Origin of the sequence: Faecalibacterium sp. OM04-11BH (genome assembly GCF_003482185.1) — a bacterium.
Taxonomy (GTDB): Bacteria; Bacillota; Clostridia; order Oscillospirales; family Ruminococcaceae; genus Faecalibacterium; species Faecalibacterium tardum.
The window spans coordinates 96,164-109,657 of sequence record NZ_QULS01000007.1 but is presented as its reverse complement, the minus strand read 5'-3'; the positions used below and the strand labels follow the sequence as shown (position 1 = coordinate 109,657).

10 protein-coding genes are annotated in these 13,494 nt (G+C 58.5%); 6 read left to right on the top strand and 4 right to left on the bottom strand.

Features of this window, described 5'->3' with window-relative positions:
* Positions 1-23: 23 nt before the first annotated feature.
* Positions 24-1,811, bottom strand: coding sequence for an extracellular solute-binding protein (locus DXB44_RS08095; RefSeq protein ID WP_118658361.1), 1,788 nt, complete (start codon positions 1,809-1,811; stop codon positions 24-26).
* A gap of 313 nt (positions 1,812-2,124) precedes the next feature.
* Positions 2,125-3,246: an AI-2E family transporter gene (locus tag DXB44_RS08090; RefSeq protein ID WP_118658360.1), complete on the bottom strand. Its 1,122-nt coding sequence runs from the start codon at positions 3,244-3,246 to the stop codon at positions 2,125-2,127.
* A gap of 241 nt (positions 3,247-3,487) precedes the next feature.
* Here DXB44_RS08090 and DXB44_RS08085 point away from each other — a divergent pair, with 241 nt between their 5' ends.
* A complete protein-coding gene (locus DXB44_RS08085) occupies positions 3,488-4,831 on the top strand; it encodes an MATE family efflux transporter (protein WP_118658359.1) in 1,344 nt (447 codons plus the stop codon).
* Positions 4,832-4,944: 113 nt separating this feature from the next.
* Positions 4,945-5,982 carry a P1 family peptidase gene (locus tag DXB44_RS08080; RefSeq protein ID WP_055185400.1) on the top strand — a complete coding sequence of 346 codons (1,038 nt, stop codon included), beginning with the start codon at positions 4,945-4,947 and terminating at the stop codon, positions 5,980-5,982.
* 102 nt (positions 5,983-6,084) lie between these two features.
* Here DXB44_RS08080 and DXB44_RS08075 read toward each other — a convergent pair whose 3' ends face one another.
* Complete coding sequence (locus tag DXB44_RS08075) at positions 6,085-7,428, bottom strand: D-alanyl-D-alanine carboxypeptidase (RefSeq protein WP_118658358.1); 1,344 nt, start codon at positions 7,426-7,428, stop codon at positions 6,085-6,087.
* A 180-nt stretch (positions 7,429-7,608) separates the two neighbouring features.
* On the opposite strand from DXB44_RS08075, the gene DXB44_RS08070 reads away from it, so the two are divergent.
* Genes DXB44_RS08070 through DXB44_RS08060 form a run of 3 tightly spaced genes read left to right on the top strand, consistent with a single transcriptional unit; the run spans position 7,609 to position 10,469 of the window.
* Positions 7,609-8,298 carry a metallophosphoesterase gene (locus DXB44_RS08070; RefSeq protein WP_118658357.1) on the top strand — a complete coding sequence of 230 codons (690 nt, stop codon included), beginning with the start codon at positions 7,609-7,611 and terminating at the stop codon, positions 8,296-8,298.
* A gap of 11 nt (positions 8,299-8,309) precedes the next feature.
* Entirely contained in the window at positions 8,310-9,344 is a 1,035-nt protein-coding gene (locus DXB44_RS08065) for a glycosyltransferase (protein ID WP_118658356.1), read from the top strand.
* A 15-nt stretch (positions 9,345-9,359) separates the two neighbouring features.
* Positions 9,360-10,469, top strand: a complete 1,110-nt coding sequence (locus tag DXB44_RS08060; protein WP_118658355.1) for an acyltransferase — start codon at positions 9,360-9,362, stop codon at positions 10,467-10,469.
* A 204-nt stretch (positions 10,470-10,673) separates the two neighbouring features.
* Here the strand turns inward: DXB44_RS08060 and recG are convergent, their stop codons facing one another.
* Entirely contained in the window at positions 10,674-12,734 is a 2,061-nt protein-coding gene (recG, locus tag DXB44_RS08055) for an ATP-dependent DNA helicase RecG (protein WP_118658354.1), read from the bottom strand.
* Between the two features lie 125 nt (positions 12,735-12,859).
* Here recG and DXB44_RS08050 point away from each other — a divergent pair, with 125 nt between their 5' ends.
* Positions 12,860-13,378 (top strand): GNAT family N-acetyltransferase, encoded by a 519-nt coding sequence (locus DXB44_RS08050; RefSeq protein ID WP_118658353.1) that lies wholly within the window; start codon positions 12,860-12,862, stop codon positions 13,376-13,378.
* Positions 13,379-13,494 lie beyond the last annotated feature (116 nt).

Genomic DNA, 13,494 nt, shown 5'->3' with positions numbered 1-13,494 from the left:
CCAGTATCTCCTGTCCGTTTTATTCAACTCCATGCGGTGTCTGCCCGGCTGATGGTGTTGTAAGCGCCAAAGAAAGCCTTTGCGGCGTCCATGCCCACCACGCCGCTGTCTGTCACCGTTGCTTCGGCAGCCAGTCTGTCGCTCACACCGCAGATGGCAACCTGATAGGTCTTGCCCGCCTCCGGCTGCACCGGGCTTACCAGCACATAGGGGTAGCCCTTGCCGTTGCCGTAGGCATCGTAGCCCGTGGCCAGCAGTTCGTTGATCTGCTGCCCGGTCAGGGTAACGGTCTGGATGGTACGGTTCCAGCCGGTGGGCAGGATGACCGAAAGGTCATAATCCGTAATGCCCTTGGCGTACAGCTTGGCGGCTACGCCGTAGTGGTTCTGCTCGCTGGGGTTGCCGGGGATCCATGTGCTCAGCGAGACCAGCGCAAGGTCGCTGCCGGTAGCCTGTGCAAAGCAGCGCCCCACCAGCATGGCGCAGTCCTCCTGCGAAAGCTCCTCGGTGACGGTGGTGATGGTATCCGGGGTGTTGTTCACCACGCTATCCTGATCCTCGTCCAGCTGACGGATCACATCTTCCATGGTAGCATTGCCCTTGATAAAGTCCAGCATTTTAAGGCCGGTGGTCACGATGGTGTTTTCCCAGCCGGAATAGATAAAGGGCGCGGTGTTGCCCGCGTTCAGGGCGTTGGCAATATCGGCGTAGTAGGTGTCATCTGCCTTTGCGTCCTTGAAGGGCAGCAGGCTGTTTTTCCGCGAGCTTTCGGCAAGCAGGGCACTGGTGCCCGCAACGGTGGAAAGCACGCGCATCACCTTGAGCGCATCTTCCAGCTTCTGGGGGCTCTGTTTCAGCTTTTTGTTCAGACCGTAGAAGCGGTTCACCTTCAGTACAAAAACGTTCTGGGTGCCGTTCTCGGAAAGATAGGGCATCAGGCCGAATTTATCGGCGTTGTCGTCTGCCTCCACGATGCCGGTGGCACTGCCCATCAAAAACAGGGTGTTGCCCTCGGCCATCCGCTGCCGGGTCACGTTGTCGTCAAGAGCATCGCCGGAGTCGTTCAGCATCCCGATGTCCTTCCACTTTTTGACATACGCCATTGCCTGCATCATGCCGGGGGTGTTGCTGACGTTTGCCTTGCCGGACAGATAATCCTTCTGCCACAGTCTGCCGTCCAGTGTGCCAAGGAAATCGGCATCTGCAATGTTGCACAGATACTGGAAACCGTAGCCCGGGTACTGGATCTGCGGCAGGCAGAAATCGACCCCGGCTTCCTTGGCTTTTGCAGCCAGCACTTCCAGCTCAGCGAAAGAATTGGGCAGTTTCCAGCCGTGTTCCCGCAGCAGGGTCTTGTTGTAGGTGATGCCGTAGCAGGTGTAAACCGAGGGCAGCAGATAGATGGCACCGTTATCGAACACATCCTGCAAGCGGGATTCTACATAGTTGTCGGTAAAATCATAGCCGGAAAGGTCCAGCAGCTTGTTGGACACAAGGTCGGTCATGGGATTATAGACCGTAAGGGTGCAAATATCCGGCAGGTCGCCCGCCGCAAACATATTCTGCAAGCAGGTGGTGGTGTTATCGCCGCTGTACGGCACGATCTCAACATTTACTTCCGGGTAAACGCTATGCACCTGCTCAATAAAGGCTTCTACCTCCATATAGGGTGCCATAAAGGTGACGGCTTCGTGCGCATCGTCTTTTTTATCTGTTTCAGCCTTACCGCTGCCGCAGGCGGTCAGCGCTGCCGTGGCAGCTGCAACGCCGCAAGCCTGCAAAAAGGAGCGGCGGGAAATTTTCTTCATCATACAAATACCTTCCTCACATTTCGGAGGGCAGTGCTGCACAGAACCAATGGGGTGCAGTGCTGCCGTAGCTATTTTTACACACCCCACAGGATCCCCCACGCTCGCGGCCTGTCCGCACTGGGCATACGCCGATTTTCCCATAAAATGACAGTCTTATTGTACCATCGTAACAAAAGCGTTTCAAGTTGTTTTTTGAAGGATTTTGCATGGAAAAGGGCGAACAACCGCGTGCTTTGCAGCCGCACGGCATAAAAATACCCCTGATACTGGGGAAAGGGTATCAGGGGAAAGTGGTATTTCCGGGCACGCTGCTTTATTGCAACGGCTCTTTTGCGCGCAGACGCCGACAGGCGTCCTCTTTTACAAGCTCGATGACCACCGCCGTCAGGGGGATGAAGAAAATAATGCCGATGATGCCGAAAAGCTTCCCGCCGATCATGGCGGCAACAAGGGTGTACAGCGGCGAAAGCCCCACGGATTTGCCCACCACACGGGGATAGATGAACTGGTTTTCAACAAACTGCACGGCAAGGTACACGATCAGGCAGCGCACCGCCAGCACAGGGTCTACCAACAGCACAAGGAACACGCTGACCACGCAGGAGATCAGCGCACCCACATAGGGGATGATGGCGCAGATGGCGGTAAGCACCCCGACCAGACTGCCGTAGGGGATCTTGAAAACGGAAAACGCAAGAGCCATCAAAACGCCAAGGATCACCGCCTCGCTGCATTGTCCCGTTAAAAAGTTTGCGAAGGACTGCCGGAACAAGCGGCAGAATTTCAGCACCCCGGCGGCATGGGAGGGCTTCAGGTAGGCGCACACCAGCGTGCGGGCGTGGTGGCTGAGGCTCTCCGTCCCAAGGGACATATAGACGGAGATGATCAGTGCAAACGAGGCGGTGACTACGATGTTCACCGTGGCAGAGACTGCCCCTACCGCATTGACCAGCACTGTATCGATGCTTGCAGTGACCTTGTGCAGCAGCTGCTCCCAGTTGATACCCTCCAGCCAGCTCATCAGCCAGCTCATGTCGGCATCCTGTGCGTTGAGATAGGCGGTCCAGCGGGGGATATTGGCCTCGATCTGCACATACAGGCTGTGGAAGGATTGCACCAGCTCCGGAATCAGCAAAGTCAGCGCCAGCACCAGCACCAGCACAACGCCCAGCAGGGTGATGAAAAAGCTGAGAAGATGGATTACTTTCGCCGAGGGCTGCTTTTTGGCCTTGCCGAACAGGCGGTTCAGCCGCTTTTCCAGCCCGGTCATGGGTACGTTGATAAAAAGCGCCAGAATGCCGCCCGCCAGAATGGGCAGTACCAGATCTATCAGATTTGCGGCAAAGACCAGAACGTCAGAAAGCCGCAGCAGTGCTACAAAAAGCGTTACCCCTACCACGGTAACGAGCAGAGATTGTTTTGTTTTTGGTTCCATAAAAAATCCTTTCCCGGAAGGTTGTGGCAGCAGGCAGCAAAAAAACCGTCTGCGGGCTCTTTTTGGTATTGTAATCGGAAGAAAAGGGCTTGTCAAGATGAGGGGAAAGGGAAACGGGACTTTATAAAAGCAGTTTGCGAGAATGTAGGCGGAAGCTTTTCAGCAAGGGAAAAGCGTGGTATACTTGGCCAGAGCAAATTTAAAAAAGTTGAGAGAAACACAGCTTGAAAGGAAATAGATCATGTCGAAAGATGAATATCTGATCACAGATGCGCCGCTGAAAGCGCTGACGGTTTTTGCAATGCCAATGATCCTGGGCAGCTTTTTTCAGCAGGTCTATAACATGGCAGATTCCATCATAGTCGGTCAGTTTGTCGGCTCCTCGGCACTGGCGGCTGTCGGTGCCTGTGCTGCACTGACCAATGTTTTTATCTGTGTGGCGCTGGGTGCCGGTGTGGGTGCCGGTGTGCTGGTAAGCCGCTATTTTGGCGCTAAAAACTATGGAAAAATGAAAACCATCGTGTCAACGTCCCTGCTCAGCTTTCTGGTTTTGAGCGTTGTCCTTGGCGTTTTTGGCTTTAGCTTTTCCCGTGCTATGATGAGCGGCTTACAGACCCCCGCCGACATTCTGGAGGACGCGGTGCTGTATCTGCGGGTCTATTTTGTGGGTTTCCCGTTTTTGTTCATGTACAACATTCTTTCCACCATGTTTACCTCCATTGGGGAATCCCGGATCCCGCTGGGGCTGCTGATCTTTTCCTCCATCCTGAATATTTTTATGGACCTCTGGATGGTGGCGGGGCTTGGCTTGGGCGTGTTTGGCGCAGCCCTTGCCACGTTGATCGCACAGGGCATTTCTGCGGTGTTTTCGTTTTTGATCTTCCTGCACCGGATGCGGCAGTATAAAAGCCCCTTTAAAAGGTTCGACCGGCAGGAGCTGACTTCCATGCTCCGCATTGCGGTGCCATCGGTCTTGCAGCAGTCCACCGTGTCCATCGGCATGATGATCGTGCAGGCGGTGGTAAACCCCTTCGGCACACAGGCGCTTGCCGGATATGCAGCAACGATGCGGGTAGAAAATGTTTTCTCGCTGATCTTTGTCTCCATCGGCAATGCGGTCTCGCCCTATATCTCCCAGAATCTTGGTGCAAAGAAGATCGACCGCCTCAAAAAAGGCTACCATGCTGCGCTGGTGCTGGACCTGTGCTTTGCGGTCATTGCCTTTGCGGTCATTGAAACCCTGCACACCCAGATCTCCTCGCTGTTCTTGGGCAAGGACGGAACGGCGCTGGCCTATCAGGTGTCCGGTGATTATATGCGGTGGCTGGGTTACTTCTTCATCTTCATGGGCATCAAGATGGCGACTGATGGCGTCCTGCGCGGGCTTGGTATCATGCGCCCATTCCTCATTGCAAATATGGTAAACCTTGCCATTCGTCTGTCCGTTGCCCTGCTTTGTGCACCGCGCTTTGGCATTGCCTTTGTCTGGCTTGCCGTCCCGGCAGGGTGGCTTGCAAACTTTCTGGTCTCCTATGCGGCGCTCAGAAGATCGTGGCCGACGGAGAATGCAGCGGCACCTCAATAATTTTGTGCCGCGCGGCAGCCTTTTTTCTACGCCCGCCCGGGCTTGTTACAGCGGTTTACTTTTGGCAGCGGAAATGCTATGATATCCATAGAAAAAGGCAGGGAGGAGCTACAATGGGCATTGCAGGGAACGAATGGGGTTTTCAGGTGGGCACGCTGCCCAAAGGTGCACGGGATAAGATCAGCGATGTGCCGGGGGTGACGGTAGGGCACTGCACCTTGGCAGACGGCGTGGTGCAGACCGGCGTAACGGCGCTGCTGCCGCACCAAGGGGACGTGTTCCACGAAAAAGTGCTGGCGGCCAGCTATGTCATCAATGGCTTTGGCAAGACCACAGGCCTTGTGCAGATCGACGAGCTGGGCACGCTGGAAACGCCCATCCTGTTTACCAACACCCTCAGCGTGGGTACGGCACAGACCGCGCTGGTAAAGTATATGCTGGAGAAAAACCCCGACATCTGCGAGACCACCGGCAGCGTGAACCCGGTGGTCTGCGAGTGCAACGACTGTGGCCTGAACGATATCCGGGGGCTTCATGTGACCGAGCAGCACGTTTTTGCCGCGCTGGCAGACTGCAAGGCAGATTTTGCCGAGGGTGCCGTAGGTGCCGGGCGGGGAATGCGCTGCCACGGGCTGAAAGGCGGCATCGGTTCCGCCTCCCGGGTGGTGGAACTGGACGGAAAACCCTACACCATGGGCGCACTGGTACTCTCCAACCATGCGCTGTTCGATGACCTCATCGTGGCGGGCACGCCTATCCACACCCTGCTGAATAACAGCATCCCGCCCCACGAGGATAAAGGCTCCATCATCACGGTGCTGGCTACGGATATCCCCCTGAGCGAGCGGCAGCTGCGGCGGCTGTGCCGCCGGGCGCTGGTGGGGCTTTCCCGTACCGGCTCTTACTGCGGCAACGGCAGCGGCGAGATCGTCATCGCCTTCACCACCGCCAACCGGGTGCCGCACTATTCAGAGAAAGCCCTGCTGCCCATGACCCTGCTCCACGATGATGCCATCAACCCTTTGTTCCGGGCGGTGGCAGAGTGCGTGGAGGAAAGTGTTCTCAGCAGCCTGCTCCATGCCGAGACGGTTACCGGCAACCACGGCCAAACCTTCCGCAGCCTGACGGAACTTTTAAAAAATCGCGCCTGAAGCGCTGCAATACAGAAAAAAGCCCCGCATCGGACAGGCGCTTTGTGTCTTTGACCAGAACGGTCAGAGCACGGCGGTGTCCGGTGCGGGGCTTTATCTTACTTAATAGCGGCGGTGGATCTTTTTGGTGGGCTTGCGGCGGTTCCAGTTGGCGCACAGCAGCCACAGCCCGTAGATCAGGGCGGCGATCAAACTGAGCACCAGCACCACCTTCAGGTACAGGCTGGTCAGGAACTCCTTCACCTTGTCCACCCCGAACAGTAGCGGGTTGCGGGCTACGTCCTGCCCGGCGATCAGATCCACCACGCCGATGGTCTCGCCTGCCAGCTTCAGCTCCACCGTGCCCACCACGTCGCCCTGCTGGATGGGGGCGCAGACGTAGTCCGGCAGGTGGAAGTATTTCTGAGTGACGGTGCCGTCGCTGGTGGAGGGCAGCAGGGTCATCATGCTGTCGTTGGGGTACAGCTGCAAAGTGTCGGTGTCGGAGGAATACTTGACCGGGATCTCCGCAATGGTCAGGTCGGTGTCCAGCGCAGCCTGAATGGAAAAGCTGTCAAACACCCAGTCCATCAGTTTGACCGTCTCGAACAGGGCAGGGCGGCGGTTGGCGTAACCAAGGGTATCGCAGCTGTCAGGGCTGTCCATCACACAGAAGATATAGGTGGCACCGTCCTTGTTGCCCCACGAAACATAGCTCTGGGTGCCGGTATCGTTTTTAAAGGCGGTCACATTGCACATGCCGCCCTGCATGGCGCTGCGGTAGTAGCTGCCGCCGCTGGCCTTGCTCAGCGCGGCGTTCTGGCTGACCAGCACCGAGGAGGAGCGGTGCTTCTCCTTGGCGGGCATGGTAAAGCTGGGTGCACCGGAGACCTCCACAAAGGCGTCAAAGCTCATCAGGTAACGCAGGATCAGGTACATATCCACGGCGCAGGTGGTGTTGCCGCTGTCGATGCCGCAGGCGTCCGTCCAGCTGCTGGCAGTGGTGCCGATGCGCTGGGACAGGGTGTTCATCTGCGCCACCCAGCCGTCCAGATCGCCGCCGGCAAGGGTGTACGCCACACCCATGGCTGCCTCGTTGGCGTTGCGGGTAAGCATGGCATACATGGCTTCCCGGTAGGTGAAAGTCTCGTTGGAGCGCATATCTGCGTTATTGGTGTTATAAACATAGTCCGAGATGGCAAAGGGCATCTGGAAGGTGCTGTCCAGCTGGTCGGCGTAGTTGGTCAGCAGCACGGCAAGGGTCATATATTTGGTCAGACCGCCGGCAGACACCTGCTTTGTGCTGTCCTTATCATAGACGATGATGTTGGTATCGGTGTTCACGATATAGGCGCTTGCAGCCTGCACCTGATATACCGGGCTGGGGTCGAACATGGCCCCGGCGGGCAGCACAAGGCAGCTGAGCAGAAATACAAATGAAAGAACCAGTGCAAAAATACGTTTCATGTGGACAATTCCTTTAAAAAGCGATAAAATATACGAGATACGGCTGCGCGGTACAGCGCGCCGGAAGATCAATTTTGCAGCAAGTGTGCTGTGTTCTATAATAATAACAGGTTTGCCGGGGTGTTACAAGAGCCTTGCGATGTTTTACACCGTTCTTTCGCCCCGGCAGGGAGGGCAGGAATGGTATATCTTACAGGGGATACCCACGGCGATATCCAGCGCTTCAAGCAGGGCAAACTGCGCTGGCTGGGCAAAAAGGACACTGTGGTGGTGCTGGGAGATTTCGGCTTTGTGTGGGACGGAAGCGCCGCAGAGCGCAAGCGGCTGGACTGGCTGCGCAAGCGCCCCTACACGATTCTGTTTCTGGACGGCAGCCACGAAAATTACGACCTGCTGGCGCAGTACCCGGAGACGGAGCTGTTCGGCGGCAGGGTGCAGAGCCTTGGCGGTAACGTGTACCATGTGTGCCGGGGCAGCGTGCTGGAGCTGGAGGGCAAGACCTATCTCTGCTTCGGCGGCGCGGAAAGTCAGGATAAGGACGACCGGGAGCCGGGCGTGAACTGGTGGAAGCAGGAGATGCCTAGTGACGAGGAGTACGACACCTGCCGCCGCAACTTAGAGAAAGTAGACTACAAGGTAGATTATGTGCTGACCCACGATGCACCAAGCAGATTTTTGGATTTTACCGCCCTTGCTCTTGGCGAGAGCAACCGTCTGCACCTGTTTCTGGACGAGATCTTGCTCAAGTTGACCTACGAAAAATGGTTTTTCGGCTGCTATCACAAGGATGTGCAGCTTTCCACCAAGAGCCGGTGTGTGTTCTGCGATGTCATCCCTATGGGCGAGCGGCGCACCGGGCTGTTCCGCTGACGGGAGGGAATATGGAAGTTACGGTAAAACTTGCCACCCGGGAGGGCGCGGCGCACATCAGCGGCATTCTGGCGGGCTTTATCCTGCTGGCAAAGCGCGGGGAACTGACCCTGCTGGTGCAGGACGAGCGGCAGGGCAGTCCCATTGCCCGGGAGGCGCTGCTGGAAACGGAAATTGACGGCCGCACGGTGGTGTTCGACCTGATGGACGGCTACTTTTATAATGACCCGGCGGCGGTGCTGGCGCTGTTCCACCGGGCGGATGTGGTGTTCAAACGTTCTTTTTCAGCCGAGAAGAACCGGCAGTTCCCGGGCGATATCTCCGCAAAGCTGCGGCCATTGGGGCTGAACTACTACGTTACCTGTCCGGGCTCACCGCTGGAAGCGGAGCGCAGCGCAAAGAGCCGCCTGAAGCAGTGGGCGCTTTCCACCCGCTGCTACCCGCAGGACTTTGAAGCCCGGCTGACCCGGGTGCGCAAAAAGCCGCGCATCCTCTTCCTGACCCGTCTGTGGGACCCGGAGGAACCGGCGGTGCAGCAATACCCGGAGTTACAGGCAGAGTGGCGGCAGGTGAATGCAGACCGCATCGAGCTGCTGCACCGGCTGCAAAGTGCCTTCCCGGCGCAGTTCACCGGCGGCGTGTCGGACAACGCCTGCGCCCGGCGGCTGTGCCCGGAGCTGATTTTGCCGGACAAGCTGACCGGCAAACGCGCCTACCTGCACCGGATGCAGCACACGGAAGTTTGCGTGGCATCTATCGGACTGCACGGCTCTACCGGCTGGAAGCTGGGTGAGTATGTGGCGGCGGGGCGCGCTATCGTCACCGAGCCGCTGCGGTATACCCTGCCGGGCGGCTTTGAAGAAGGAAAAAACTATAAAACGTATACCTCCCCGGCAGAGTGTGAGGAGCAGCTGCGGCAGCTGCTGGCAGACCCGGCGGCGATACTGGCTATGGCACAGCACAATGCGGCGTACTATCAAGCATGGCTGCGGCCGGAGCAGCAGGTGCGGCAGGCTTTGCGGCAGCTGGAAACAGGGGAAATGTAAGGGGGAAAATGGGGTATGGAAGAGCAGAAACGGCATAGTGGCTTTGAGACGATGCGCATCCTCAGTATGGTGATGATCGTGCTGATGCACGGCATCGGGCACGGCGGGCTGGGCAGTGCTGCACCGCAGGGGTCGGTGGCATTCTGGATCTACTGGCTGTTGTTTATTCTGGCGCGTGTGTCCACCAACTGTTTTGTAATGCTTTCCGGCTATTACCTGTCGGAGCGTAAGGCGTCTGTCCACGCCGGACGGCTGTTCCGCATTGGGGCACAGGTGTGGTTTTACTCCATGCTCACCTTCTGCGTTGCGGTCAAGGCCGGGGCAGTCCCGCTCTCGGCAGTCAAATTGCTCCGCGCGCTGCTGCCCCTTACCTCCAACGGCTACTGGTTCGCCTCGGCCTATTTTCTGATGTACCTCTCAGTGCCGGTGCTGAACACGGTGGTGCAAAGCCTTGACCGGCGGCAGTACAAAACGCTGCTGCTGGTGGCGCTGCTGCTGCAAAGCGTGTGGGGCACGCTGTTCTACTGGGCAACGGATGCGACCTTTGTAAATAACGGGTACAGCTTTATCTGGTTCTATATCCTGTATTTTATGGCAGCCTATTTCCGCAAATACCGGGTGACCGTGCCCAGCGGGCTGTGTTTGCTGGCGTATCTGGCAGCTTCGGCGGCGGGGCTGTTCAACCGGATGCTGGCGCTGCGAGTGGAAAGCACTTTGCACCTGAACGGTTTTGTGAATACCATCAATGGCTATCAGGCACTGGATACGGTCATCGCCTCGGCAGCACTGTTTCTGCTGTTCCAGAATATCCGCATCCGCTCGGACTACTGGCGGCGCTGGGTCTTTCGGCTGGCACCGCTGTCCTTCGGGGTGTATCTGCTGCACGACAGCGATTTTACCCGGGCACTGCTGTGGCAGTGGGTAGATCTGCCACGGTTCGGCGGGGCGCTGCTGCCCTCGCTGGCGTACCTGACCGGTGCGGTGCTGCTGGTTGCCGCTGCGGGCTACGCGGTGGATGCCGTGTATCAGCGGCTCTACCGCCTGCTGCACCTGCCCGCACTGGAAACAAAGCTGGACGCCCTGACAGCCCGCATCCTGCAAAACATTGTCGGGAGCGAAGAATAATATTCTATCGTGGGTCGGAAGCCTGAGCGCTTCTGACCCGCTTTTTTATGCGTGAAGTTGTAGTAATGGATGCCGTTTGCCGTCACGACCCCTTCCGTGAAAAAAGCGTATATCGCGGCCCGCAGGCCGCGATATACGCGAACTAAAAAATATTTTTTCCGCTGAAGTTGCGCAAAGCAAAGCGGAGCGCATTCAAAAACGTCCTCAGTTCATCGGCCCGGCCTTGTCGAACATCTGCTGCACCTGCGCGGCCAGCAAAGCGTGGGCCGGGCTTTCCAGCAGCGGGTCAGCAGCAAGCAATGTAGCGGCCTCGCTCTGAGCGGCGTGCAGGGTGCGGGTGTCGTTCATCAGGTCGGCAATCTGTAAGGTGGGCAGACCATGCTGGCGGCTGCCGAAAAAGTCGCCGGGGCCGCGGGTCTCCAGGTCGTACTGTGCCACGGCAAAGCCGTCGGTGGTGGAGCAGAGAAATTTCAGCCGCTTCTGCACGGCTTCGCTGGTGTTGTCGCTGACAAGGAAGCACCAGCTCTCGGCAGCGCCGCGTCCCACCCGCCCGCGCAGCTGGTGCAGGGCGCTCAAGCCGTAGCGCTCGGCGTTTTCAATCACCATCACGCTGGCATTGGGCACGTCCACACCCACCTCGATGACGGTGGTGGACACCAGTGCGTCCAACCGCCCGGCCTTGAAATCCTCCATGACGGCGGCTTTTTCCTTGGGTTTCAGCTTGCCGTGCATCAGCCCCACCCGGCGGTCGGGCAGCAGCGTCTTGGCGATGTCCTCGTAGTAGGTCTTGACGGCGTTCAGCCCGCCGTCCGGCACATCCTCAATGGCAGGGCAGACCAGATACACCTGCCGTCCCTTGTCGATCTCGCTGTCCAGAAAGCGATACAGGTCTCGCCGCCGCTTGCCGGTGATGCACCGGGTCTTGACCGGGGTGCGCCCGGGGGGCAGCTCGTCCAGAATGGAGATGTCCAAGTCGCCGTAGATCAAAAGCCCCAGCGTGCGGGGAATGGGGGTGGCGCTCATGACCAGCAGGTGCGGGTTCGCGGCTTTTTCGGCCAGTGCACCGCGCTGGCGCACCCCAAAGCGGTGCTGCTCGTCAATGACCGCCAGACCCAGCCGGGCAAACTCCACCCCTTCGCTCATCAGGGCGTGGGTGCCCACCACAAGGTCGGCTTCATCCTTGCGGATGGCAGCCAGCGTGGTGCGGCGGGCGGCGGCCTTCATGCCGCCGGTCAGCAGGGCGACCCGCATCCCGAAGGGGGCAAGCAGCCGGTTGAGCCCCTCGGCGTGCTGCGCGGCCAGAATTTCGGTAGGGGCCAGCAGCGCGGCCTGATATCCCGCCCGGATGCACGCCCAGATGGCGGCAGCAGCTACCAGCGTTTTGCCACTGCCTACATCGCCCTGCAACAGGCGGTTCATGGCGGTTTCGCCCGCCATATCGTTTAAAATCTCCTCCACTGCGCGGCGCTGCGCCCCGGTGGGGGCAAAGGGCAGGCTCTGCCAGAAAGGGGCTGGGTCGGCGCGGCGCATGGGTGCCCCGGTGGCCGCAGCGCCCCGGCTGCGCATCCGCCCGATGCCTAATTGCAGCACCAAAAGCTCCTCGTAGATGAGCCGCCGCCGCGCCGCTGCGGCCTGTTCCTCGGTGGCAGGGCAGTGGATGGCGCGTACCGCCTCGGCCTTGGGCAGCAGACGGTATTTTTGTAGCATTTCCGGCGGCAGCGGGTCGGGCAGCAGCTCCGCATGGGGCAAAAGCTGCCGGATGCAGCGGGAGATGACGCTGCTGGGCAGTCCCTCGGTCTGGGGGTAAACGGCTTCAAAGGGTGCGGCCTGAATCTGCTCGGCGGTGCGCACCTGTGGGTTGACCATCTGGCGGCGCAGCATCCCGCCGGTAACGATGCCCTGAAAATAGTATTCCTGCCCCAGCTGCAATTTCTGGGTGGCGTAGGGGTTATTGAACCATGTGATCTCCAGACTGGCTACATCGTCCCCGGCGGTGATGCGCTCCATCCGCCGCCCACCCGGCAAAATGCGCCCGCCGGGCTTTGCGAATACCTCGGCCTTTACCACGCATTCGGTGTCGGCGGGAGCTTCCGCAATGGAGTAGGGCTTGGAAAAGTCGATGTACCGCCGGGGGTAGTGGCACAGCAGGTCTGCCAGCGTCACGATGCCCAGTTTTTCGAACCGCTCTGCGGTTTTTGGGCCGACCCCCTTCAGGTAGCGCACCGGGGTGTCCGGCGTTAAGGTAGTGCGGTTTTCGGTGGGCATGGCGTTTCAACTCCCTTCCAAGCGTAGTATAGCCATTGTAACACGGACGGGGAACAGATGCAAATATTTTGCCCTTGCGCGGCAGCTGTGGTATACTGACATTACAAAAAGGGAGGAGAGATACTGTGGAGATACGCAACGCAACTATGGACGATTTACAGGCCATTGCCGCCGTGGAGGCGGCGTGTTTTCCGGCAGCGGAGGCTGCCACAGCGGAAGAATTTGCCGGGCGGCTGGCACACTATGCTGATCATTTCTGGCTGCTGTTTGAGCAGGGGGAGTTGGTGGCCTTTGTGGACGGCTTTTGCACCGATATGCCCGACCTGACCGATGAGATGTACGCAGATGCCGCCCTGCATGATGAAAATGGCGCATGGCAGATGATCTTTGGGGTGAACACCCTCCCGCGCTGTCGCCGCCGGGGCTATGCCGGGCTGCTGCTGCAAAGAGCCATCGCAGATGCCCACACACAGGGACGCAAGGGGCTGGTGCTGACCTGCAAGGAGAAACTTTTGCACTATTACGCAAAGTTCGGCTTTGTGAACGAGGGCGTTTCCGCTTCCACCCACGGCGGGGTGGTGTGGTACCAGATGCGGCTGGACAGCTCTTATGGGAATACCCTGCCATCAGCTTCCGAAAATTGACAAACAATTCTTGATGCCTCGGCGAAGGCATCCTGCATCACCGGCGGTGTGCTGAGTGTGGACGGCTTGGCAAGGGTCTGACTACCTGCTGACATAGAATAACAAAAAAGTCTGAA